General features: G+C 40.3%; 13 protein-coding genes and 2 pseudogenes. 8 read left to right on the forward strand and 7 right to left on the reverse strand.

Annotated features, from left to right (window positions below):
• From BSCG_RS0127805 to BSCG_RS06730, 4 genes and pseudogenes are all read right to left on the reverse strand, one after another.
• A pseudogene (locus BSCG_RS0127805) lies at positions 1-607 on the reverse strand (peptidase M3); the annotation flags it as partial.
• A gap of 30 nt (positions 608-637) precedes the next feature.
• A complete protein-coding gene (locus BSCG_RS06740; RefSeq protein ID WP_004317192.1) occupies positions 638-1,723 on the reverse strand; it encodes an endonuclease/exonuclease/phosphatase family protein in 1,086 nt (361 codons plus the stop codon).
• Between the two features lie 4 nt (positions 1,724-1,727).
• Positions 1,728-2,633 carry a rhomboid family protein gene (locus tag BSCG_RS06735; protein ID WP_008776854.1) on the reverse strand — a complete coding sequence of 302 codons (906 nt, stop codon included), beginning with the start codon at positions 2,631-2,633 and terminating at the stop codon, positions 1,728-1,730.
• On the reverse strand, positions 2,614-3,288 hold the full coding sequence (locus BSCG_RS06730; RefSeq protein ID WP_008776855.1) for a rhomboid family intramembrane serine protease: 675 nt from the start codon (positions 3,286-3,288) through the stop codon (positions 2,614-2,616). Before BSCG_RS06730 ends, BSCG_RS06735 begins: the two co-directional genes overlap by 20 nt.
• A 221-nt stretch (positions 3,289-3,509) precedes the next feature.
• Between BSCG_RS06730 and BSCG_RS06725 the strand changes: the two genes are divergently transcribed.
• The 3 genes from BSCG_RS06725 to BSCG_RS06715 all read left to right on the forward strand — a co-directional run bounded on the left by BSCG_RS06725 (position 3,510) and on the right by BSCG_RS06715 (position 6,934).
• The gene (locus BSCG_RS06725) at positions 3,510-3,782 is read left to right on the forward strand and encodes an HU family DNA-binding protein (RefSeq protein WP_004296482.1); all 273 of its coding nucleotides are present in this window, start codon (positions 3,510-3,512) and stop codon (positions 3,780-3,782) included.
• An 83-nt stretch (positions 3,783-3,865) separates the two neighbouring features.
• Complete coding sequence (gene argS, locus BSCG_RS06720; RefSeq protein WP_004317197.1) at positions 3,866-5,683, forward strand: arginine--tRNA ligase; 1,818 nt, start codon at positions 3,866-3,868, stop codon at positions 5,681-5,683.
• A gap of 63 nt (positions 5,684-5,746) precedes the next feature.
• Complete coding sequence (locus tag BSCG_RS06715; protein ID WP_008776856.1) at positions 5,747-6,934, forward strand: low temperature requirement protein A; 1,188 nt, start codon at positions 5,747-5,749, stop codon at positions 6,932-6,934.
• A gap of 236 nt (positions 6,935-7,170) precedes the next feature.
• Here the strand turns inward: BSCG_RS06715 and BSCG_RS06710 are convergent, their stop codons facing one another.
• The 3 genes from BSCG_RS06710 to BSCG_RS06700 form a co-directional block, all read right to left on the reverse strand.
• Positions 7,171-9,195, reverse strand: a complete 2,025-nt coding sequence (locus BSCG_RS06710; RefSeq protein ID WP_008776857.1) for an LruC domain-containing protein — start codon at positions 9,193-9,195, stop codon at positions 7,171-7,173.
• Between the two features lie 72 nt (positions 9,196-9,267).
• A complete protein-coding gene (gene topA / locus BSCG_RS06705; RefSeq protein ID WP_008776858.1) occupies positions 9,268-11,613 on the reverse strand; it encodes a type I DNA topoisomerase in 2,346 nt (781 codons plus the stop codon).
• 179 nt (positions 11,614-11,792) lie between these two features.
• Entirely contained in the window at positions 11,793-15,863 is a 4,071-nt protein-coding gene (locus BSCG_RS06700; RefSeq protein ID WP_050428061.1) for a hybrid sensor histidine kinase/response regulator transcription factor, read from the reverse strand.
• Between the two features lie 381 nt (positions 15,864-16,244).
• Between BSCG_RS06700 and BSCG_RS06695 the strand changes: the two genes are divergently transcribed.
• From BSCG_RS06695 to BSCG_RS06675, 5 genes and pseudogenes are all read left to right on the forward strand, one after another.
• Positions 16,245-17,861, forward strand: coding sequence for a S41 family peptidase (locus BSCG_RS06695; protein ID WP_032849680.1), 1,617 nt, complete (start codon positions 16,245-16,247; stop codon positions 17,859-17,861).
• 338 nt (positions 17,862-18,199) lie between these two features.
• The gene (locus BSCG_RS06690; protein ID WP_008776861.1) at positions 18,200-18,805 is read left to right on the forward strand and encodes a DsbA family protein; all 606 of its coding nucleotides are present in this window, start codon (positions 18,200-18,202) and stop codon (positions 18,803-18,805) included.
• A 36-nt stretch (positions 18,806-18,841) separates the two neighbouring features.
• Positions 18,842-20,461, forward strand: coding sequence for a hypothetical protein (locus BSCG_RS06685; RefSeq protein WP_032849681.1), 1,620 nt, complete (start codon positions 18,842-18,844; stop codon positions 20,459-20,461).
• A gap of 192 nt (positions 20,462-20,653) precedes the next feature.
• Positions 20,654-21,862: pseudogene (locus BSCG_RS06680) on the forward strand (6-bladed beta-propeller).
• A gap of 364 nt (positions 21,863-22,226) precedes the next feature.
• Positions 22,227-25,343, forward strand: a complete 3,117-nt coding sequence (locus tag BSCG_RS06675) for a SusC/RagA family TonB-linked outer membrane protein (RefSeq protein ID WP_008776864.1) — start codon at positions 22,227-22,229, stop codon at positions 25,341-25,343.
• The last annotated feature ends 21 nt before the right edge of the window (positions 25,344-25,364 follow it).

Consider the following 25,364-nt stretch of genomic DNA (forward strand, 5'->3'; position numbering starts at 1 on the left):
AGGCATTATTCTCATTCAGCACATTGTTGCTGAAAGTGATGCCAAGTGTAGAAAGCTCCTTGTTGATTTCGCGGAGGCGAGTTTGGTCCTTTTCGCCAAGGTTCGCTCCGGAACGGATAAATCTTTTATAAGTCTTGTCCAGCAGACGTTCTTGTTCCGACGTCAGGTTCAATGAATCTTTCTTTTGGTAGACATCGTTCACCCGTTTGAATAGTTTCCCATTCAGGGAGATATTGTCATTATGTTCCGAAAGAACCGGTGCCAGTTTGATGGAAAGTGCGGTTAGTGAGTCAGTCGTTTCCGCATCTGTCATATTGAAGAAAATGGCGCTCACACGGTCCAGGATAGGTGCGCTGTTATCCAAAGCTACAATTGTATTTTCAAATGTCGGAATTTCCGGACTTTCGATGATAGCTTCGATGTTTTGATTCTGCTCTTCTATCCCTTTCAGGAAGGCAGGTTCATAGTGCTCCAATTTAATCTTGTCGAAAGAAGGAACACCGTACTGGGTTTGAAACTCTGTAAAGAAAGGATTGCTTTCTGTTTTCGTAGCACAGGAGTACATCATACAACTTACTGCTAAAATGGTTAGTGTCTTTTTAATCATCATAAGTGTTTTTATTAGAGTTTTCAGTTCTCATCGTTTACTGATATAGCACCAGATCGGGTAGTGGTCTGATGCTTTGATAGACCGGTCTACCGTGCAATTGTAGGCTTTCAGGTTGGGGCTGATCAAGATATTGTCTATGCGGAAATAGAACTTGTTCTGATTGTAGGAAATGCCCAATCCTTTACCGGACTGTGTGAATGCATCGTCTAGTTTTTGAGTCAGGATGCGATGTGTATACGAGATAGAACCGTCGTTGAAATCGCCGCATACGATAGTTGTCGGATATTTACATGCTGCAATGGCTTTAGCCACAGAATCAGCTTGTGAAGCCCGGATAGCCGATGCTTCCGCCAGTTTTCTGATTAATTGCCTAAGTCCGGTTTTTACTTTCTTGGCATTCGGGTCTTTAATCATATCCTCATACATCCCTCTGTCTTCTTTGGTGAGTTTGTTGGATTCCAGGTGGTTGTTGATTAATGTAAGAGTGTCGTTATTTACATTCAATACATATTTCATGGAACCGTTATAATTACTTTCATATTTGATGGGATGTATCGAGAGTATGGGGAACTTGGAGAAACAGGCAAGTTGCACATCTCCTTTCCCTTGTTGGTGGACGGATTGGTAAGGATAGGCTTTCAATGCTTTTTTAATATCCTGTTCCGTCAGGTATTTCTTGTTGGTAGCGGTGTTATATTCTTGCAGACAGATAATATCGGCGTTGCTATCTACAAGATAAGATAATACAGGGTTCTTTCCATCTTTCTTCTCCAGATTGTTGAAACTCATTACGTTATAGGATAGGATTTTGATGCTTCCTTCCGGTATGGTTTTAGTGGTGGAGTTAAAAGGAATATAAGTTCGTATCTGCGGAATACAAATCAGAAAACCGATGGCGGGCAAGAGCGCATAGCGGTAGTTGACGAATGCCCAGAAGCCGATAAAAATCAGATTAATCGTCAGGAATATCGGAAATGCAAGTCCCAAGCTGGAAGCAAGTGGGTTTATTTTCGGGTTAAGGTAAGGGCTATAAGCGCTTAATATCAACGTTCCCACGAAGAGAGCGTTGACAGCAAGTATCAGATATGCGACAAATTTGCCAATATGTTCCATTCTTTTATCTTTTGCTTGCGTCGAACAAGCTTTTCTTTTCTTCAGTTGTCAGACTGTCGTAACCGGATTTTTTTAGTTTTTCCAAAATACGGTCCACTTCATCTGACTGTGCTTTTTTGTGGGCATTGTAATCATAATCCTTCTCGCGACCGGTGGCACTGTTTCCATAGTGTACCTTCATTTTCGGTTTCCGTTTCCATGTTTTCTTCTGAAACAAGGAGGTGAAACCATCCAGAATCCAGTTGATCCAGGAAGTCAAATCAGTTCCTTTATTTAGGCTGGCGGCAAACCAAAGTCCAGCAAGAGCACCACCCAGGTGGGCGATATGTCCTCCGGCATTACTTGAGGTGATGGATAATACATCGATTCCGATAACAACCAGTGCCAGATATTTGAGACGGATAGCACCGAAAAGAAAAAGTTGCACCCTGTAATTTGGTTCACGATAAGCCGTAGCAGCTACGATGGCTAATACGGAAGCTGATGCTCCTACCAATGTTGCACCCGTCACTTGCGAACTGAATAAAGGAAATACATTGTAGGCAACCATATACAGTAAACCTCCACAGATACCTCCTAATACATATAGTCCTCTTAAATGTTTGGCCGAGAAAAAGTAGAGAAACAAACTTCCGAACCAATACAGCCAGAGCATATTGAATAAAATATGCAGGATACCGGCATGCATAAACATATAAGTAAATAACGACCACGGCTGATGAATAAATCCGATAAAGGATGCCGGCAGGGCAAATATACCGAATATATCGGGGGTACTTACTTCAAACAGTCGCAAGAAAACGTTAATCAACGTGCCGATCAGAAAGATGCCTACGTTGATATAAATCAGTTGGATGAAAATATTTCCTCTTCTGAATGTCTCCTTTAAATCAGCTATAATATGTCCCATTGTTATTGCTTTTTTTTCTCCAATACAAAATCAGGATCAATCCAAATAACATTCCTCCCAGATGAGCAAAGTGAGCGACATTGTCTCCGGCGCTATTGGCAAGTCCTGACCATAATTCAATCGCGGCGTATCCTATAACGAAGAACTTCGCTTTGATAGGAAATGGCAGCGGGAAGATAAACAACCGGTTATTGGGAAATAACATACCGAATGCCAGCAATATGGCGTAAACGGCTCCCGAAGCACCTACGGTGGTCATCATGTTCAGATACTCTTCCATTGGGATAACACCTGTACCTATATTCACTTGTGCGTAGTGGCTAAGCTCCGTTACATATTGAATATACTGCACTCCTTCCTGGATAAGTCCCGCACCGATACCGCAGAGAATATAGTAAAAGAGGAAACGTTTGGGTCCCCAGGTTTGTTCGAGAATCGGTCCGAACATAAAAACGGCAAACATATTAAAGAAAATGTGGCTGAATCCGCCGTGCATAAACATATAAGTGATAAGCTGTGCCGGATTAAAGTCACTTGCAAGGAAAAAATGTAATCCCAGATAATTCGTTAAATCCAGGCCGTAACGTTGGGCTACGATTGTCCCGAAAAATACTAGTACATTGATAATTATCAGGTTTTTAGTTACAGTTGGCATCATTTTAATTTCTGAATATTTAGATAATAGACGCAAAAGTACGAATAAATTCTGTTTTAAAGCATGAAAAACGCTTCCTATTAGCTCTTTTTCAATAATTTGCTGCGTTTTTTTTATGTTTTTATTTGATATGTTGTTTTGTTCGGCTATATTTGTGGAATCAATCCATTGTGGGATAATCTTTTGTGTAACAAATATATTAATTAATCATTTTACGTATTATGAATAAGTCTGATCTTATTAGTGCAATGGCTGCTGAAGCTCAAATGAGCAAAGCCGATGCAAAAAAAGCACTTGATGCTTTCATCACTTCAGTTACTAATGCTATGAAAGCTGGTGACAAAGTATCTCTCGTAGGTTTTGGTACTTTCTCTGTAAGCGAAAGAGCTGAAAGAACTGGTATTAACCCTTCTACAAAGGCAACTATTACTATTCCTGCTAAGAAAGTAGCTAAATTTAAAGCTGGTGCTGAATTATCTGCAGCTGTTGAATAAGATAGATAGTTGAAAGAAATTAGGAGAGGAGACGCGATGCGTCTCCTTTTTTTGTATCTTTGCGCGCAAGAAATAACTTGATTATGAAGATAGAAGATAAACTTGTAGCGTCCGTTATCAGCGGACTGAAAGCACTCTACGGTCAGGAAGTCCCTGAAAAAATGGTGCAGATGCAAAAAACGAAGAAAGAATTTGAAGGACATTTGACACTGGTCGTGTTCCCTTTCCTGAAGATGTCAAAAAAAGGACCGGAGCAAACGGCACAGGAAATCGGTGAATATCTGAAGGCAAACGATCCGGCTGTAGCAGCGTTTAATGTGATAAAAGGGTTCTTGAACCTGACTATTGCATCGGCTACATGGATTGAGTTGCTGAACGAGATTCAGGCAGATGAACAGTATGGCTTAATGCAGGTCACTGACGCTTCTCCATTGGTAATGATTGAGTATTCTTCTCCGAATACAAATAAACCGCTTCACTTGGGACACGTGCGTAATAACCTTTTAGGCAACGCATTGGCTAACATTGTAGCGGCAAACGGCAATAAGGTAGTCAAAACAAATATTGTAAACGACCGTGGTATCCACATCTGTAAGTCCATGCTGGCATGGAAGAAATACGGAAACGGTGAAACTCCTGAAACTTCGGGTAAGAAGGGTGACCACCTGGTAGGTGATTATTATGTATCTTTCGATAAGCATTATAAAGCGGAAGTAAAGGAGCTGATGGCTAAATTTACAGCGCAGGGAATGAGTGGCGATGAAGCGAAAGCAAAGGCTGAAGCTGAATCTCCATTGATGCAGGAGGCCCGCGAAATGTTGGTGAAGTGGGAAGCCGGTGATCCGGAAGTACGCGGATTGTGGGAAATGATGAACAACTGGGTATATGCAGGATTCGACGAAACCTACAAGAAGATGGGTGTCAGCTTCGACAAGATCTATTACGAATCCAATACTTACCTCGAAGGAAAAGAAAAAGTAATGGAAGGTCTGGAAAAAGGTTTCTTCTACAAGAAAGAAGATGGTTCCGTATGGGCCGACCTGACTGCCGAAGGACTGGATCATAAGCTCCTTCTCCGTGGTGACGGTACTTCTGTCTACATGACTCAGGATATCGGTACGGCTAAACTTCGTTTTGCCGATTACCCGATTAATAAGATGATTTATGTAGTAGGTAACGAACAGAACTATCACTTCCAGGTGCTTTCTATCTTGCTCGATAAACTTGGTTTCGAATGGGGTAAGAGTCTGGTACACTTCTCTTACGGAATGGTGGAACTGCCGGAAGGTAAGATGAAATCCCGTGAGGGTACGGTAGTTGATGCTGACGACTTAATGGAGGAAATGATTGCCACTGCTAAAGAAACTTCACAAGAACTAGGCAAACTGGATGGTTTGACACAGGAAGAAGCTGATGATATTGCCCGTATTGTGGGTCTGGGAGCATTGAAATATTTCATTCTGAAAGTCGATGCCCGTAAGAATATGACATTCAATCCGAAAGAATCTATCGACTTCAATGGTAATACAGGTCCGTTTATTCAATATACTTATGCACGTATCCAGTCTGTACTTCGGAAAGCTGCCGAATCAGGTATCGTAATTCCTGAACAGATTCCGGCTGGTATTGAATTGAGTGAAAAGGAAGAAGGGCTGATTCAGATGGTTGCCGACTTTGCTGCTGTTGTAAAACAAGCCGGTGAAGATTACAGCCCGTCTATTATTGCTAATTATACTTATGACTTGGTGAAAGAATACAATCAGTTCTATCATGACTATAGTATTCTGCGCGAAGAGAATGAGGCGGTGAAAGTATTCCGTATCGCTCTGTCTGCTAATGTAGCTAAAGTTGTTCGCTTGGGAATGAATTTGCTGGGTATCGAAGTTCCTTCCAGAATGTAAGACTTTCTCTGAACAAAATAGACTTCTGCGGGGTTTCTTTTATATATATAAAAGGAACCCCGTATGTTTTACTCCCCCCATCCATTGCTTCGGAAGAGAGAAACGGAAACTGCTACTGTCTCTTATTCCGAACTACTGTTTGACCTGATTTATGTTTTCTCGGTCACGCAACTTTCACATTATTTGCTTCATAATCTCACTTGGGAAGGATTATTGAAAGAAACAATCCTGTGGTTTGCAGTCTGGATGTTGTGGCAACATACCATCTGGGTGACTAACTGGTTCAACCCGGATACCCGGCCGATACGTATTCTTCTTTTTATCAGTATGCTGGTGGGGCTGGTGATGGCGGCTGCTATTCCTTATGCCTTTACTTACCGGGGATTGATATTTGCTGTCTGCTATGTTCTGATACAGGCAGGGAGAACACTTTATATTATCGGGGTGTTAGGAGATCATCATCTGGCTGCTAATTTTAAGCGAATTATGGGCTGGTTCTGTATATCTGCCGTCTTTTGGATTACGGGTGCCATATTGCAGGGAGAATGGCAAATTCTACTGTGGATTATAGCCGCCATCTGTGATTATACAGCCCCGATGCACGGATTTGCTTTACCTCGTCTGGGACGTTCGGACAGTAGCAAGGAATGGACTATTGAAGGGCATCATTTGGTGGAACGTTGCCAGTTGTTTGTGATTATTGCTTTTGGAGAAACTCTATTGATGACAGGAGCTTCTTTGAGTGAAGTAGAAGAATGGACGCCTCTCGTGATTATTTCTGCTGTCACATCTTTTATTGGTAGTTTGGCTATGTGGTGGGTTTACTTTGATGTGAGCAGTGAAGCCGGTAGTCGGAAAATACAGGAAGTGAAAGATCCCGGAAAGCTGGGGTTGATTTATAATGCAATTCATATTGTATTGGTGGGAGCATTGATTATTTGTGCGGTAGGAGACGAACTGATTGTTGCCCATCCCGAACAAGAAATGAGAGCGGAAGTTGTTTTTGTTCTGATTATCGGACCAATCGTTTATATTCTGGCAAATAGTATCTATAAATATGTCACGTGCCGTATGCTTCCTTTATCACATATTATTGCTGTAATAGCTTTGGCTTTACTGCTTCCCTGGCCTTATCACATTTCTTTATTGACGATGAATATCTTGGTAACATCTGTTTTTATATTCGTGATTGTGTTTGATATGCTATTCCCTAATAAAGGTTTTAAGATAAAATGGGAGCCGAAGATTTAATGATAAAAGCCCATTTGTAACGGATAATACTTATATCCTATAATATTATGGCTTAAAATAAAAACACAGTTCACACGAATTCTTGGTGAGTATTCAAGAAGTTGTGTGAACTGCGTAATTCGCGCCTTTCTAAACGGATGTCTATTATGTCTTTTTCATCGATGGTTCGCAATGCGAAGTCCCGATAGCGATTCCGTACAATATCCGGGCTGCTCTTATTTAAATCGTATCAATCTTTATTTGTACCAATCTTTATTTTGTTTCCCATTCGATGATACCCATCCAGAGAACTTGGGATATGATTGATCGATTCGTTTCCCTTCCTCTGGAACCGGGAGATTACTTACTGGCATATTGATAGCAAACGGCATCAAGTCTGCAGAAACATAATACATCCCTTCTTCTGGTCTGTAGATGTCTTTTCCGGTTCCCAGTAACGATAAGTCGGCTTTGTCAGTCGGGGGATAATTTATCAGATGTAATTCTTTGCCTCTACCCTCGTTGGAACTGATGAAGATAAACGGGTTGTAAGGAGGTACCACCTCTTTCTCACTAGCTCCATCAAGCGTGATGGTTACAGTATATTCTTTCTTTGATTCATCAGTGATATTTTTGAATTTTGTCATGTCGTCATACAACAATATGGTTGGGTGAGACTGTCCAGGCTCTGTTTCTTTTCCTTCCATGTATATAGAACTTGATAAACCACTGGCATCAGGCCCCGTTATTTTTACACTCTTGACATTGCTGTTTGAGAGCTTGTGTAATTGATATCCAAATCCGTTTTGCAGATAACCGCCACAGTGCTGTAAGATAAACTTGTCTTCTATTTCGTAAATGCGATTGTCAAGAGCATTTCGGGTCATCGTACTGGTGTACTTTACCATTACGTCATTCATATCGTAATCACCTAACTTAGGCCATAAGTCTTCAAAAGCCAGTGTACCGGAATAAGAAATTTTATATTGCTCGGGGATTGCTTCGGGGTCCTCAGGCAGTGGAGGCAATGTCGGGTCAATAGCATTCTTTTCTGACGTATGAATATAGAAGATGGCATCTGCATAATCGAAGTCAATATTATCTTCGAATCCTACTGCTACAATCTGCCCGGACTTGGAATCACGGAGAGATACAGTTCTTTGTGTGTTATTCGTGTTTAGATTCCTGGTGGAGTAGCGTGCCCCCATACCTTTTATGATATCGCCCACTTTGTCTTTATCTGTTTCTGAGGTGAGTTTACTCTTGAATCCCATACCTTGCAGGCACCAGCCAATTGTGACTCCTGCAGGAAATTTGTCTTCGTATTCCTGTGTCTCTTCATTCCAATATTTGAGTTTTATTTCTTCGCCACACACTAATGCTCCTGCTCCTAAAGTCTTGTAAATAGGAGAGGTGTTTGGAAATGCGATTATTTGTTTTATATCACTCGCGCTCTGGGGCGGATTGTTGGTAGGATAGGTGTAATATCCAACTGTATTGTACCATGTAGCAGAGCTGGTTATAAATACGAGACTCACTTCAGTCGGGTTAACAATTGGAATATCTGAAGTCATTTTGATGGAACCATCAAAAAACTCCGGATAATTCTGACTGATGTTCATAACCTTGCTTTTACCGCTCTCATCTTTGACTGTAACCTTTCTGAAAACATACTTGATGTTGTATAGTACGTCTGCCGGAGGTATATTTATTTTAGGTTCCAGGTTGGTTGGTCTTCCGCTGTCATCCCAGTCTGCATCGGGAAGAACATGCCATTCTTTTAGATAGGTATGTTGGTTCACGGTCACTCCTCTGGTTTTTGATGCCGTTTGTGAACGTAAGGTAGCGATATATGCATCTTGATTAAATGAAAGCCGACGACTGTCGTCAATCGTTAGTTTAAGAGGAGATACGGTGGCTAAATAGTCCGATGATAACCATACTTCCGAGAGGTCCGCCGGAATATTCATCTCTCCGCTGAATTTGCCTTCTTCGTCTGTAACTGCACGGTAGATAGGCTCTATGTCCTTTTGGGACACGCTGCCGTCAGCTGAGTATTCAATGGGATCCTGATCGTAAATGTCAAAAAGGACACGATAATTTTCGCTTTTGAAACAATAATTGATATCCAAAGCAACAGCTTGGGTCATGTTGAAGTCGAAGTATGCTTCTTTTGGCATATGCCTTCTCTCCCAAGATAAGTCACGCTCTTTGTCCATACAACTGATGGAAGCTATGGTAAGCACTCCTATCATTAAATACTTTAAATTTGTTTGCTTCATAAGTTTGTGTATTAAAAGATAAAGAGCAAATATATACATTTAATTATATAATTTGCTCTTTTTCTAGTTTTTTTATTTCTTTTTTGCGAATCGTCCTTTTTTTGTGGTCGCTGGTCCTTTTTCATCTTGTAATTTGATGAGTTCCAAACAGCTAGCCAAACTCAAATCCTGCGGGACGATATCTTTAGGAATTTTATAATTGGAACCCTTATAGGTAATATAAGGTCCGTAACGTCCGTTCAGAATCTCAAGTTCCGGCTCCTCTTCAAACTTCTTGATGTGGCGTTCCGTTTCTTTCTGGCGTTTCTCCAGAATCAGCTGTTCTGCCTCTTCCAAAGTAATTTCCATCGGATCAAGTGTTTTCGGGAGCGATACATATACCTTATTATGCAGGACATACGGACCGAAACGGCCTACGCCTACACTGACTGATTTTCCTTCATATTCGCCCAGTGTACGAGGTAATTTGAATAATTCCAGTGCTTCTTCCAAAGTGATGGTTTCCATGGATTGACCTTTCTTCATTTGTGCGAAGCGTGGTTTTTCTTCATCTTCTACAGTACCAATCTGTACAACAGGACCGAAGCGACCAATCTTAACAGAAACAGTCTTGCCTGTTCCCGGTTCTTCTCCCAGAATACGTTCGCCTACTTTATGTTCCGTCTTGATAGCCAATGTGTTTTCTACAGATGGGTGGAATTTATCATAGAAATTCTTCATGATAGAAGTCCATTTCACTTCTCCTTCTGCAATCTCGTCAAATTCCTTTTCTACACTGGCGGTAAAGTTGAAATCCAGAATGTCTGGGAAATATTCGGTAAGGAAATCATTTACCACAGTGCCGGTATCCGTTGGGAACAACTTCGCCTTTTCTGCACCGGTAATTTCAGTATGGTTTTCATCCTTAATCTGACGATCTTTCAATGTCATGACATTAAACTGTCGTTCTTCCCCGTCTTTATTACCTTTCTCCACGTATTCGCGTTGTTGGATGGTAGAGATAGTAGGTGCATACGTAGACGGACGTCCGATACCCAGTTCTTCCAACTTGCGTACAAGACTTGCTTCCGTATAGCGTGGAGGACGTTGGGTGAAACGTTCGGTTGCGATGATAGGGCCGTGTTCCAGCTTCTGACCTTTTTTCAGAGGAGGAAGCAGGTGGCTCTCATCTTCCTGTTCGTTGTCATCGTCATAAGATTCACGGTATACACGGAGGAACCCGTCAAACTTAATCACTTCGCCGATGGCTGTAAACACGTCGCTGCTGCCACTTATTGTTATGGTAGCAGTTGTCTTTTCCAGTTCTGCATCTGCCATTTGTGAGGCAATGGTGCGTTTCCATATCAAGTCGTACAGTTTCTTTTCCTGTGCTGTTCCTTCAATGGATTGGTTTTCCATATAGGTAGGGCGGATAGCCTCATGCGCTTCTTGTGCACCCTTAGTCTTTGTTTCGAAATGGCGGGGGTGTACGTAGCGGTCACCCATCATTTTGATGATAGCGTCTTTACTGCCTGCTGTCGCAAATTCCGAGAGGTTGACAGAGTCCGTACGCATATAAGTGATGAATCCCGATTCGTATAAGCGTTGCGCGAGCATCATGGTCTGCGCTACGGTATATCCCAGTTTGCGTGCGGCTTCCTGTTGCAACGTAGATGTTGTGAATGGAGCAGGAGGTGTTTTCTTGACCGGGCGGGTAGTAATATCGTCGATAGCAAAGCTTGCTCCCTGACATGCGTTGAGGAAGGCTTTTGCTTCTTCTTTTGTTTTAATGCGGCGAGCCAGTTCAGCTTTCATTTCTACCAGTTTTCCATCCGTGTCCGGGACGAGGAATACGGCAGTGATGCGATAAGCAGCTTCCGTTTGGAAAGCATGTATTTCACGTTCACGTTCAACGATCAGGCGGACAGCAACTGACTGAACACGTCCGGCAGAAAGTGCCGGTTTCACTTTTCTCCAAAGCACGGGAGAGAGTTCGAAACCTACGATACGGTCTAGAATCCGTCGTGCTTGCTGTGCATTTACGAGGTTGAGGTCAATGTCGCGTGGTTGTTCAATTGCTTTTAAAATAGCGCTTTTCGTAATTTCATGAAATACGATTCGTTTTGTGTTTTCCGGTTTTAGTTTTAAGACCTCATACAGATGCCAGGCTATCGCTTCTCCTTCGCGGTCCTCATCGGATGCGAGCCATACGGTTTCTGCGTCTTTAGCTTCTGTCTTCAGTGTGTTAACCAGAGCCTTTTTGTCTGCCGGGATTTCGTAGCTGGGTGTAAAATTCTTCTCTACGTCGATGCTGAATTCTTTTTTCTTCAGATCGCGTATGTGTCCGTAACTAGAAAGGACTTTGAAATCTTTCCCAAGAAACTTTTCAATCGTTTTTGCTTTTGCCGGAGACTCGACAATGACAAGGTTTTTCTGCATAATTCTTTCTTTTATAATGGCTTGTACCACAATATTCGGGGACAAAAGTAAAAAAAAAGATTCTCCTTACCTTATATTATAAGGAGAATTTAATAAAATCTTAAGATTTACCAATGTTGATGTTAACTTTTACATCTGTAAATCTTAAGATTTAGCTTAAAGAGAGGATGCTTGCCGGCTTATTTTGTTGCGGATGAGGGGTCTTCCTTTATTTTTTTGAGAAACTCTGTCGGTAACATTCCAAATTGTTTCTGAAAACATTTGGCAAAGTAGGAAGAAGAACTGAACCCGACGAGGAATCCTATTTCGGTAACCCTATATTCTCCCTCCACCATCATTTTGCAGGCTTTCTTTAATCGAGTGACCTTGATGAAATCATTGGGAGTCATGCCAATAATGCCTTTGATTTTGGTAAATACAGAGGTACGGCTCATTCCCAGTTCCTGTGCCAGTGTATTTACCGAAAATTCGGAGTCCTCAATATTATTCTGGATGATTTCGGTACATTTATTCATAAATTCTTCATCCAGTTTATTGTGGACAGCGGAGTGCAGATCGGACAACGGAGTAGAGGCATACGTTTTCTGCTGACTTTCCCTTTTCTTGAGTAAGTTCAGCAATTGTGCTTTCAGGTGGAAAGGTGAGAATGGTTTCTCTATATATGCATCCGCACCGGCTTCCAGTCCTTTGATTTTACTTTCTGTATCCGTTTTGGCTGTCAGCAGAATGACAGGAACATGGGAAATATTGATGTTACTTTTAATTTTCCCACAGAGTTCGAACCCGTCCATTTCCTCCATCATCACATCACTGATGATGAGGTCGATGTTATTCTTTTCAAGGATTTGCAACGCTTCCTCTCCACTCGAAGCCGATATGACAAAATATTCCTCGGACAGAATTTTGGAAAGGAAATCCAGAATCTCCGGGTTGTCGTCCACAACCATAATGGCATATTGTTTTTTCAACGGTTCACTGGGAAGAGTGCTTTCCAGTTCATTTTCTTCTATGCTGTTTTCTGGAATAATCGTATCTTCCACTCGTTTGGCCACTTGTGGCAAAGCAGTGATGGCCGCTTGTTTGGGGAAATATACAGAAATAGAAACACCGTTTTCACCGTCTTCCCTATCGCTGACTTCGATCTTTCCGTTCATCAATTGGACGAGTGAGCGTGTCATGTGAAGCCCGATACCAATGCCCAGTTTATTTATTTCACTGTTGTTCTTAACCTGATAGAATGCGTCGAATATTTTAGTCTTTTCTTGATCGGTGATGCCTATACCGTTATCGGTCACGGTGACTACTATCTCGGAATCCTTTTCTATAGTCGTAATACGAATCGTGCTTTTGGCATATTTCAAGGCATTGCTTAGTAGATTGCTGATAATCTTGGTAAAAGCTTCTTCATCTATGACGATGCTCAGTTCTTCCGGGATAGAGGAAGTGTCAATCGTCACTTTCTTTTGTCTGGCAGATAATTCAAAAATGCAGCTTACTTTGCATATTATTTCTTTAATCCGGTAACAGTCGTACGATAGTTTATAAGATCCCGTATCTACTTTGCGGAAATCCAGCAATTGGGTGACAAGCGCATACAAGCGTTTGTAATTCTGTTCAATAATACTTAGGTATTCCCCATACACATTGTTGATACTTGAAGTTTTCATCAGGTATTCCAATGGGCCGATAATAAGGCTCAAAGGAGTTCGAATCTCATGGGCAATGTTAGTGAAGAAATCTATTTTGGAGTTATAGAGCTCTTTTTCTTTTTCATCGTTCAGCCTCTTGATGCGTTCTTTCTGATGTTTCTCCGTACGTTTTACGTAATACCATACGGTTAACATAATCGCAATTAACAGGACGAGGGCATAGATCAGATAAGCCAGTTGCGACCGGAAGAATGGAGGCAGCACCTTGATTTTTAGCTGTACTTCATTACTGCTCCATAGTTTATCGCTGTTCGTTCCCTTGATCCTTAATACATATTCACCGACAGGTAAGTTTGCATAGGAAAGATGGTTGTTACTTCCTTTAGTGAACTGCCATTCGCTATCCAGACCTTCCAGCATATATTGATAATCATTCTCTTTGGGAGCAATGTAGCTTAGTGCGGCAAAATCGAATCCGATCATGGACTGGTTATATTTCAACACAATCTCATCTGTATATCCTATGGATTGGCGAATGGGTGAATGGGATGTATCGGCCTGTATGTCTTTTCCGAAAATGGTCATATTAGTGAGGACGACAGGTGGATTGTATGTATTTTCTCTTAAGTCTTGCGGGAAGAAATAACAGAAACCGTCTGTCGAACCCAAAAATAGTCTACCGTCAGAAGATTCAAAGCCTGAACATGGTGTGAATTGTTCATTGTATAGTCCGTTTGATTTCGAATAGGTTTTTAGATATTCTGTATCCGGATTGTATACAGCAAGTCCCTTATTGGTACTAATCCATAGTAAGTCTCCTTTAGGGATAATGGAAGTGATGATTTTATTCGGCAACTTTAGGTAGTCGTATCTGGTAAAATCATCTGTTTCATCATTATATCTACAAAGTCCTTGCCCATAAGTTCCCACCCATAGTCGTTTCTTGTTGTCGATAGCTAGCGTGGTGATTACATTCTTTGTTAGTGAATTCGGATGGTCTGAACGTTGATAAGATGTTATCTTTTGGGTTCTGACATTGTATGAATATAATCCACTGATGCTTGTTCCTATCCATATTCTTCCGAAATAATCTTCAATGATATCCGATATTTTGCCTGTAAAAGAACCAATTCTGATGAAATTGTTTTTTTCGGGGTTATAGTAACAGAATCCTGCAGAAGTGCCCACGTAAATACATCCATTACTGGCTTTATATAGAGTGAATACCCGTGAGGAGGGGATAGATGTTGAATCTTCCGGATTATTGAGAAAACTTTCCACTTTTCCTGTTTTTAAATTAATCACCTCCAAACCTCTTCCATAAGTGGCGGCATATAGTTTATCTCCGTCTACCAGCAGATCGTGTATACAATAGTAAGTTGTGCCTATACTAGCTGCATCCCGGAAAGGGGTAATTTCTTGAGTTTTGGCATCAAATCGGAAAATGCCATTGTCATCCGTACCTATCCAGTATTTATCATCTTTGTCTTCTTTGATAACATTGATTACTTTTCCTGATTGTGGCGTGGACGATGATGAACAGCTATAATATTTGAAATTATTCTGAAATGCCGAATAGAATTTGATTCCATCGAAATAGGAGCCCAGCCAGAGGCTTTCTTCCTTATCCATATAGATGGTATATATAAACTTATTGGCTCCGGTTCTTATTTTCAGATTCGGATTGTCGGATTGTATAATTTCTCCTTTGTCTGCTTTAAAAATTCCCATACCGTTGTCGGATGAAATGAACAACTCGCCAGGTCTGTATTCTTTAATGTCGTGGATATGATATAATAGGTTGTTTGGACTTCTGTCCCGGTAGTTGGTGAAAGTTTTAGTCACTGGATTGAACAGGTCGAGCCCGTTCTGAAAAGTTCCTATCCATAAATTGCCGTGTGAGTCTTCAAACACTTTCTGAATGGAATTATCTGATAAACTATTAGGGTGATTGCTCTTTTTGTAAGTGACGAACGTGTTTTTCTGTTTATCAAAGCAGCATAATCCTTCCGAATAGGTTCCTATCCAAATGTTTTGTTTACTGTCTTGCTGCAATGTCATGATAATGTTTTGGGAGATGCTATTAATCTTTCTGGGAATATTCCGGTATACTCTAAGCCTGACTTTATCAGATGGAGAAAAACGGTAAAGCCCTTCTCCACTCGTTGCAATCCATACTTCTCCGTCACTGTCTTCTATCATATCGGTGACGTAGATTTGTATCATTTCTCCAGTTTCAGTTTTGGCATGGAAAGGTTGGAAAGTGTCTGTTTTCGAGTCGTAAATGACAATTCCGGTATCCAATCCTATCCACATTCTGCCCCTGCGGTCGATAAATATTTTCTTGACGCTGTTGCTGGTTGTTGCGTTGATATATTCTGATAGATAGTAGTTCTTGAATGCAATACCGTCGAATCTGCTTAATCCATCATCGGTACCGAACCACATGAATCCGCATGAATCTTGCAAAATGCTGTATACTCTGTTGGCTGCCAGTCCATCATCCATTGTATAGGAGGTGGAAAATATACGCTGCGCATTCACGACGAATGAATGCATGCACAGGATTTGTATGGTTATCAAAAGAACGATTTTTTTCATGGGGGATTCATTTTATGTGTATTAGTTTTCATTAGTATAGGACAATATTAGGAAGAATTAGTAGCAAAAGCAAATGATAGGCTGTCTTTTTAGGTGTGGAATAAAACTTTTGAAAGTGAACAAAAAAATCGTTCAAATCTTGGATAATTATTGGTGAAAATGCATACGGATTAGTCTGTGGCTATCCTTAAATGAGTATAGCTTAATAACATTGTTGTTTTTCTGTACAATATTGTTTGTGTTCTAATAAAACTTCGGTTACATTTGCAGCTATCGTTAATGCTTAACTAATTAAAATTTAGTACTATGTCCAGATTCTTGTTGATCGTGTCATTTGTATGGTGGTGTTGTTCTTGTATTTCTTTACATAAGGATAATAATATGTCGCCCGAAATGCCTGGAGGGGAATATACCCATGCAGATGTAGAGAATCTGGCTTTGTTGTGTAAGGTTTGGGGATTTATGAAATACTATCACCCATCGGTACGTGCCGGAGAATATGATTGGGATCGTGAACTGCTTTGTATAATGCCTTCTTTAGTATCTCTTCCCTCAAAAGAAAAGCGGAATGAGGTTTTAGTAAAATGGATAGATCAATTTGATTTTAAAAAGAAGAATGGGATCTATAGTCTGTGTGCGTCGGATTCGATAAAATTACTTCCTGATTTGGATTGGATAGAAGATAAAAGTAACTTGGAAACGATACTGTCAGATAGGTTAAAAGAAATTAGGGATGCAGAAAGGGATACGGCAAGTTATTATGTGAATTTAGGGGTGATAAATATGGGAAATGCAGTATTTGAGCACGAAGAAAGATATTCTAAATGTACTTTTCCGAATATTGACTATCAGCTCTTATCTTTATTCCGGTTATGGAATGCAATTCAATATTATTTTCCTTACAAATATCTTCTTAAGGACAATTGGAATGAGATATTATTGAATCATATACCTTTATTTCTGGAAATTACCAGCAGAATGGATTACGAGAGTGCTTTAAAGAGATTTATTGCAGAAATCCATGATACTCATGCCGGTATTTATGGCGGACCAACAAAAAAATATTTAGTACCCGTTGTGATACGTTTCATTGAAGGCAAAGCTGTAGTAACAGAATATTATGAATTAAAATCCGAGTTCAAGGAGGAGAAGCAAATTTTGCAGCCGGGAGATGTGATTCTACGTATCAACAGTGAAGCGGTAGATTCCATCATAAAACGTATCACGCCATACATATCAGCTTCTAACAAAGCTTCTTTGTTGAGAAGGATAGCTGTTGATGAACTTTTATGGTCCAATGATACACTATTGTATGTAGACTATGAAAGGAATGGTGTTGTAGAAAAATCAAGAATCAAATGTTTACCGAATAGAATGCGTGAATCTACTATCTTCGAAAAGCCTCATCCACTTGTTACAGTTCTCCCTTCTGATATTTTGTATTTATATTTGGGGAGTAACATTGGTGGAAAAGTTCCCCAAGAGATAAAAGCAAAAAAGATGATTATTGATTTGAGAGCATATCCTGTAATGAAGAAAATTGAAGGATATTGGGAGTATAATACTCTGTATCCATCTTCTACAAACTTCTCGATATTTACTCACGGAAGTCTTTTGCAGCCAGGATTGTTTACCTTCGGTCCTATAATAAAAGCTGGAAAAGAGAATGAAGATTATTATCAAGGTAAAAAAGTTATCCTAGTAAATGAGGTAACACAAAGCCATGCAGAATTTATGACTATGAAATATAGATGTACTCCCAATACTGTTGTTATGGGAAGTACAACTGCCGGGGCTGATGGCAATTGTTCATCAATCATTTTGCCTGGTAACTTCAGAGCAACATTTACAGGACTTGGAGTTTACTATCCTGATAAGTCGGAAACCCAGCAAATCGGCATTCTTCCTGATATTGAAGTTAAAAACACAATTCAAGGCATATGTAAAGGACGTGATGAAGTTTTGGAAGCTGCTATAAAGTATTTAAACAATAAATGAAAAGCAGTGAAAATCCTTTGTTTAGTAAATATAAGGTTGGAGAACAGTCAAAGGTCCGTTGTTGGATGAGAGTTAAAGATGAAAAGAGCATTGGCAAATAACTAAGGACAAATGAGATTCAGAAAATAAAATCTCACTTTATATAGATTAGTATACGTTTATTCTACGTACATTTGTTTCATTAGTACTCTGTTTTTCGTTTTACTTAAGTTGAACGAAAGAATGACTTAAGTTAAACTATCGATTGACTTAAGTCAATCGGAAACTGGAATGTGTTTTAGAAAATTAATTTATGGGAGAGAGGTTATCAATCCTTCCTAATGAAAAGCTAATAAATAATGAGTGTAAATTATGATCTTTATGAAACTCCCGATCTTGCTAAAAGCGGGGAAGAACAGCCTTTACATGCACGGGTCGTCTTGAAGGGCAGTTATACGGCTGAAGAGTTTGTGGAACAGGTGACTGCGTTTCAGCATATGCCTCATGCGCAAGTGGTGGGCATTATAGAAGCTATATCAAAAGAACTGCGGCATTTACTCTTAAAAGGGTTTTCTGTAGAGCTGGGAGATATTGGTTATTTCACTCTTTCATTGAGTGTTGACAAGAAAGTAATGGAATCAAAAGAATTGCGTTCACCGTCCGTATCTCTGAAAGATGTTAATTTCCGTGTCAACCGGCAGTTTAAAAAGGATATTGAGAGTGAACTCAAGTTACAACTTTATCATTCGCCGTTTCGTGTAAAGAATCCGTTGTCTGAAAAGAAGTGCCTGCAACGTTTGACAAAGTTTTTAGAAGAACATCCGTGTATCAATCGGCGGGATTATGCACAGCTTGTCGGAAAGACAAAAACGCAGGCATTGCAGGATATCAACTCTTTTATCGAGCAAGGGATATTGAAAAAGTATGGATACGGACGTTCGGTAGTATATATAAAAGGGGCGTAAACTTACATAATCCTGGTGAGTCAAAATTAAGCAACTATGAATTATCGTACTATACTTCTACTTGTTGGATGGGTTATCACATTGACCGCCTGCCACTCTTCCCCGTCTTCAGTTTTGAAAAAGGCTATGCAGATGGAAAATGTTTCTGTCGATAGTATTTTCTTTTATCTTCAGCAAATAGATAAACCGGAGAATTTATCTTCTAAAGAGCAGGGAGATTATTACTTTTTATCCTATAAAGCAACTTTGTGGAAAACCGGGAAACCAGTAGAATCGTTATTGCAGACTGCCATCCATCGCTATATGCAAAATGGGCAGTTATCTCAATGTCTTCAAGCGCGTATAGCCCAAAGTGCTTCCTATTTATATAGTAACCAGCCTGATTCTACATTGCTGATTTCGGATAATCTTCTACGACAACAACTGCTGAATGATACATTAAGAACACAATTGTATGGCCTTAAAAGAGTAGTCTATTCAAGAAATCAGAATTATGGGCAGGCATTGAATATGGCAGACAGTAGTCGGTGGTTAACTCGTAAAAACAAAGATACTCTTGCCTATTTTTCAGCAAGTAGACTTTACTTGAATCTTCTGAAAAAAGTACAGGGCTATGACAGATATACACAAGAGTCTCTACAATTAATGGGAGAGTTTGCAGATTCTCCCAATTACCAATATTTAAATTATCATGTACTGGAGAACTTATTGACTACCAGTTTGGAGGCAAAAGACTTCCAAACATCACTATTGTATCTCCGTCAATTATCGGCTCAACGGCATAGCCGTCATGTCATACCTCACTATTTTCTTCTTCGTGGCAAATCTTATGAGGCATTGAATCAGACGGACTCTGCCAAGTATTACTATCAACAGGCCGCGACCTCTTCTTCGGATTTTATTGCCGTGGAAGCCAATGCCCTCTTATTTGACTTAATCAATGAAAAAGAATATCCGGAACAGGCTTTCTATATCAAACAAAAGGAGAATAAGATTAAGGACGATATACTGACTAGTACCAAGACGGAAATACAAAGAAGAGAATATAATGAGCTTAAATTAAAAAACGAACTTTTTCAGTTGCATTTGAAACAACGCGGAAAAGAACTATGGATGCTGGGCATTGTAACAGCTTTGCTTAGTGTCGGTTTTATAGTGTTTTTCTTTTATCAGAAGGAGAAGAAGAAACGGCTGCAACGGGAAAATCTTTTGCTACACAAAGAGGCGGAGCTCAGCGGACTACGGGAGCAAGAAATCCGTTTGCAAAATAAAGAAGCAGAATTGCGTGAGGCCCTTTTCAGGCGGATAGCCTTTTTTCGGAAGTTACCTTCGCTCCATAATGATGAAAGTCAGGATGAAGTGGCTTCCAGTCGTAAAATTGTAGTGACGGATGCGGAGTGGGTAGAGGTGATTTCTGTTGTCAACGAAGCTTTCGACCATTTTGCGACAAGACTGGAACAAATTTATCCGTTATTGAACAATAAGGATATTGGTTTCTGTTGTCTCGTCAAGATTAATGTTAACATACAAGACCTTTCAGATATTTATTGTGTCAGTAAAGCAGCCATTACCAAACGGAAATACCGTATTAAAACAGACAGGCTGGGTATTACGGATGAAAATGTAAGTTTAGACAGTTTTCTTAAGGCGTTTTAGCTGTTGATTTTTGGGGATTCAATGTATTTGTCCGCCTCTTAAAGAATGCGATAGATGTTTATTGTATTGATAATCAATAATATGTATTCGTCTGGCGTCATCTTTTTTGTCCGCTGCTTTTTTTGTTGCCTTATTGCTTTCCATCTACTTTTGTCCCAATATTCATTTGAAACTAACTAAATACATGTTCGTATGAAAAAGAAAATTATGATTTTGAGTTTGTGTACTTTGGGGCTGTTCGCGCTGGTTGCTTTTATCTTCAACAGTGAGGTAACAAAAGATCCTTTGGCTTTGTCGCCAGTTGTAGGTAAGCGAATCTCAACACCTACCGGAACACTGATTTCCTGTGACTTGAAAGCATTGAAAGACACCGTGGATATTCCACTCAGTTATTTGACCGAAGAGCTTCAAATTGTGAAACTGGACAATCGGGATGAGGCGTTGATAGGGGGATGGGTCCGTACCACAGTGAGTGATAATTATATCTTGGTGAGTAATAAAAAGCAGACTCCATATAAACTGTTTACTCGTGACGGCAAATTTGTTACTACTATTGGAGCTTATGGAGAAGGTCCGAACGAGTATGCCAATACCTATGCCGAGCAATTGGATGAAGCGCATGACCGTATCTATATCTTACCCTGGCAGAGTAATAAGCTATTGGTATTCGACTTGAAAGGAAACCCTCAACCTTCCATCCCTTTGTGTTTGCGTGTCCCTAAAGGACAATTCAAAGTCGACACAAAGAAGTCGGAAGTAACGGTGACGACGCTACCTTTCCAAGGTACTCCGGCTGTAGTATGGACACAGGACTTTGAAGGTAAACGCAAAAATTTTATTCCTGCCCTACATCTGATGGTTCCGTGATTTCAGTAATGAAGTTTTTATGGATAAGAATACTTCCGATTACAGCGTTATGCTGATGACTATCGTGCCTTCTCCGCGGGTAGATAGTTTGATCATTATAATTCACAACAAAACAGGCTTGAAGCCCGGTTCACAGTGAGTTATCCGAACAAGGAAGAAATCCCATGGCATGGCTATACTGAATATCCACGTCACTTCGTTGGCGATGTTTCTGTTCCGGTACAAGTGTCAGCAAATACCTGGAGTGGAAGTAGACCTGCCAAATATATCGTTGACAAACAAACCCTGCACGGCAACTATTTCCGCTTATATAATGATTTCCTGGGAACGAAGAAGATGCAGATATGGCCCTCGTTTGCCAATGGCTATTATATTAACAATATGGAACCTGCCCAATTAAAAGAAACATTGGAAAAAGAATTGGCCCGGAAAGATCTTCCGAACGATGTGCGGAAACGTATCCAAACATTAGTGAAATCATTGGATGAAGGGGGAAATAATGTGGTTCTCTTTGCTAAAATGAAAGATAAATAGCGGGTTCGTCGATAGAAGATATCTGGGGTTTATAAATCCTGCAGTAAGCAGTCGCTTAGTGTAAGATGCCTTACTTCAATTAGTTTAATTCCATTGGGATGCTAATTGGGGTAAGGCACTTATTGATAATAGAAGCACTTAAATATGGAGTTTGGATAAAATAGTTCAAGGCTTGGATAATAATTGGTGAGGAGGCTGTATGCGTGCGAAAAAAAAGTATAGCTTTACGATATTCTTGTTCTTTTGTACGGGATTCGCCTGGAAAATTTATTTTCTCGTTTATCTTTGTGAACGTTACTTTAGAATTTGGTTGCAACAATCTAAAACATCTCAAACTTAAATTAATAACATTAAATCATGTATTATGAATGAAATTGCACGTAAGTTAGATTTCTCATTACGACGATTGGTTAGTGCTCTTATCATCATTTATTTTTTTGCGGCACCTTTTGCTTCGACGTATGCGTCAGGTGCAGTGACTGAAGTATTCCAGGAAGGGAAGAAGGCTGCTACTAGAAAATTAACAGGTAAGATTATAGATAAGAATACGAAGGAGACTCTTATCGGTGCTAGTGTGTGGTTGAAAGATACTAGTATCGGAGGTACTACGGATATGGATGGTAATTTCAATATCAACGTTCCGGGGGGTAAGACCGTAACATTGGTAATCAGCTATTTGGGATATGCTAATATAGAAAAGGAGATATCCCCTTCGGCAAATAATTTGCTTATTGAAATGAGTACCGATGATACAGTGCTTGAAGAAGTGCAGGTAGTAGGTTACGGTACGCAACGTAAAGAAAGTGTGATTGGTTCTATCAGTACATTGAGTGTTAGTAATCTGAAAGTTCCCAGTGCTTCTATATCTACCAATCTGGCTGGTCAGTTAGGAGGCGTTGTTTCTATTCAGCGTGATGGTTCTCCGGGTAGCTCGGCAGAATTTTGGATTCGTGGTATTTCTACTTTTGGTGCGAATAAGACACCTCTGATTCTTGTTGACGGTGTAGAGCGCTCGCTCGACCTGCTTGATCCGGAAGAAATTGAAAGTTTTTCTTTATTGAAAGATGCTACTGCTACTGCTCTTTACGGTGTACGCGGTGCAAATGGTGTTGTATTGATTAAAACAAAACGTGGTTCTGAAGGTAAGCCGAAAATCTCCATCAAAATGGAAGCGGGTATGGTAGCTCCTACCAAAATTCCTGAAATGGCGGATGCTGTGGATTTTGCCAATATGTATAATGAGGCTGTGCCGGGAACTTATAGCCAAAGTGATATTGAAAAATATAGAAATCATACAGACGGAGACTTGTATCCGAATGTGAACTGGCTGAAGTCTGTTTTCAAGAAACATACGTTCAATCAACGTGTCACTGCCAATGTGAGTGGTGGTGGTGAAATTGCACGCTACTTTATTTCTGCCGGCTATTATCATGAAGATGGCCTGTTTATGACCGGAAAGGGAAACTCCTATAATGGTAATCCTGATTATCAGCGCTATAATTTCCGTTCGAATGTGGATATAAACCTACATCCCACTACTGTTCTTTCATTGACTTTAGGAGGATTTCTCACAAAAAGGAGAGATGCTGCCGACTCGGATGGTGTTTGGAAAAGTGCTTTCATTCTGAATCCTAATGCTTTTCCTATTCAATACTCCAACGGTTACTGGGGTGGAGAGAAAGGGGTTACCAATCCTTATTGGCAGGTAACCAGAGCAGGGTATGTAGAAGACTGGCAAAGTACACTCAACTCAATGGTCAGTCTGGACCAGGACTTTTCTTTTATTACTGAAGGATTGAAAGCCAATGTTAAGTTTGCATTCGATACGCAGGCATGGCATGGCAATAAATATACACAGCAGGATGAAATTTGGCATGCTGTACGTCGTGACGCAAATGGCGATCTGGTATTCAACTCTGAACCGGAAAGTGCCAAAGGAGGTCCATGGTTTGGTAATAAGTCAGGTGGTAATAATGCTACTTATCTGGAGGCTTCTATTACGTATAATCGCTTATTTGGAAAACATCGTGTGGGTGCTTTGTTCCTGTATAATCAACGTGTTAAGAATGAAACCTACCGGAATAAGGATTATAAGGATAATATATCATCTATCAAGTCATTGCCTTATAAAAATCAGGGTATAGCCGGACGTCTGACTTATGATTACGATAGTCGCTATTTTATTGAAGGAAACTTCGGTTACAATGGTTCCGAGAACTTTGCAGCCGGTCATCGTGTCGGTTTTTTCCCGGCGGTAGCTGTCGGATGGTATATATCCAATGAAAAGTTCTTCTCGCCATTGACAGACGTCGTTTCAAAGTTGAAATTGAAAGCATCTGTCGGACAAGTAGGTAACGACCAGATTGGTGGAGATGTTCGTTTCATCTATTTAGGAACTGTATCTACTACTAATGATTATGTATATGGCAATTATTCGAAGACAAGTGGTGAGCGTGTTAATGAAGTAGCCAACCCAAATGTAGGTTGGGAAGTCTCAACCAAACAGAACTATGGTTTTGAACTAGGCTTGTTCAATAAACTGGAAATTCAGGGTGACTGGTATCATGATGTACGCGATCATATCTTTGTACGCAATAATAATATCCCGGCTTATGTCGGTATGACTACCGTACCGATGGTGAATGTAGGTAAGATGAAAAGCTGGGGATTTGATGGTTCGTTAGAGTATCGTGATAGAATCGGTCAGGTGAATATAACCGGACGTGGTACGTTTACTTATGCAAATAATGAAATTCTTCGCAATGGAGATGCGTTGAACAAGTATCCTTGGATGAATTCCGTAGGACAGAAAATTTATCAGAAATTCGGATGGGAGGCCGTTGGATTGTTCGAATCACAGGAAGAAATCGATCGCAGTCCGATACAGTTCAGTGAAGGTAATCATAGTCGTTTGCGTCCGGGTGATATTAAATATCGCGATCTGAATGGTGATGGTGTTATTGATGATTATGACAAAATGCCTATCGGATTCTGTGATATTCCGGAGATTACTTATGGCTTTGGTGGTGCTATCGAATGGAAGGGTTTTGATGTTTCTATCTTCTTTCAGGGTACAGCCCGTGTGTCACTGTTTGAAGAAGGTTCTACTATTGTACCCTTCTCTTCCGGTTATAAGAATAATGACGGATTCTTGAGAGGAGTGATGGAAAACCGCTGGACGGTGGACAATCCTGACCCGAATGCGCGTTATCCGCGCACGATCCGTCCGAGTGACGCTTTGGATAATAACAATACGAAGAAATCATCATTCTGGGTACGTAATGCCGCTTTCCTTCGTCTGAAGAATGCGGAGATAGGCTATACCTTCCCGAAGAGATGGATGGAAAAGATGGCTATACAGAATTTACGCCTGTATGTATCAGGAGTAAACTTGTTGACTTGGGCACCGGATGTGCATCTGTTCGACCCGGATCTGGGTTCCGGTGAACGGAAGAAAGTATCCGCCGACACGTGTATTTAATGTAGGTTTAAATATTAATTT

Source organism: Bacteroides sp. 2_2_4 (assembly GCF_000157055.1).
Classification (GTDB): Bacteria; Bacteroidota; Bacteroidia; order Bacteroidales; family Bacteroidaceae; genus Bacteroides; species Bacteroides ovatus.

What these genes read in the sequence shown, in the direction of transcription:
- BSCG_RS06715 (WP_008776856.1), top strand. Translation starts at nt 5,747, where the DNA reads ATGTTTTACTCCCCCCATCCATTGCTTCGGAAGAGAGAAACGGAAACT.
- BSCG_RS06740 (WP_004317192.1), bottom strand. Translation starts at nt 1,723, where the DNA reads ATGGAACATATTGGCAAATTTGTCGCATATCTGATACTTGCTGTCAAC.
- BSCG_RS06685 (WP_032849681.1), top strand. Translation starts at nt 18,842, where the DNA reads ATGAATTATCGTACTATACTTCTACTTGTTGGATGGGTTATCACATTG.
- BSCG_RS06695 (WP_032849680.1), top strand. Translation starts at nt 16,245, where the DNA reads ATGTCGCCCGAAATGCCTGGAGGGGAATATACCCATGCAGATGTAGAG.
- BSCG_RS06730 (WP_008776855.1), bottom strand. Translation starts at nt 3,288, where the DNA reads ATGCCAACTGTAACTAAAAACCTGATAATTATCAATGTACTAGTATTT.
- topA (WP_008776858.1), bottom strand. Translation starts at nt 11,613, where the DNA reads ATGCAGAAAAACCTTGTCATTGTCGAGTCTCCGGCAAAAGCAAAAACG.
- BSCG_RS06690 (WP_008776861.1), top strand. Translation starts at nt 18,200, where the DNA reads ATGAGTGTAAATTATGATCTTTATGAAACTCCCGATCTTGCTAAAAGC.
- BSCG_RS06675 (WP_008776864.1), top strand. Translation starts at nt 22,227, where the DNA reads ATGAATGAAATTGCACGTAAGTTAGATTTCTCATTACGACGATTGGTT.
- BSCG_RS06735 (WP_008776854.1), bottom strand. Translation starts at nt 2,633, where the DNA reads ATGGGACATATTATAGCTGATTTAAAGGAGACATTCAGAAGAGGAAAT.
- BSCG_RS06700 (WP_050428061.1), bottom strand. Translation starts at nt 15,863, where the DNA reads ATGAAAAAAATCGTTCTTTTGATAACCATACAAATCCTGTGCATGCAT.
- argS (WP_004317197.1), top strand. Translation starts at nt 3,866, where the DNA reads ATGAAGATAGAAGATAAACTTGTAGCGTCCGTTATCAGCGGACTGAAA.
- BSCG_RS06725 (WP_004296482.1), top strand. Translation starts at nt 3,510, where the DNA reads ATGAATAAGTCTGATCTTATTAGTGCAATGGCTGCTGAAGCTCAAATG.
- BSCG_RS06710 (WP_008776857.1), bottom strand. Translation starts at nt 9,195, where the DNA reads ATGAAGCAAACAAATTTAAAGTATTTAATGATAGGAGTGCTTACCATA.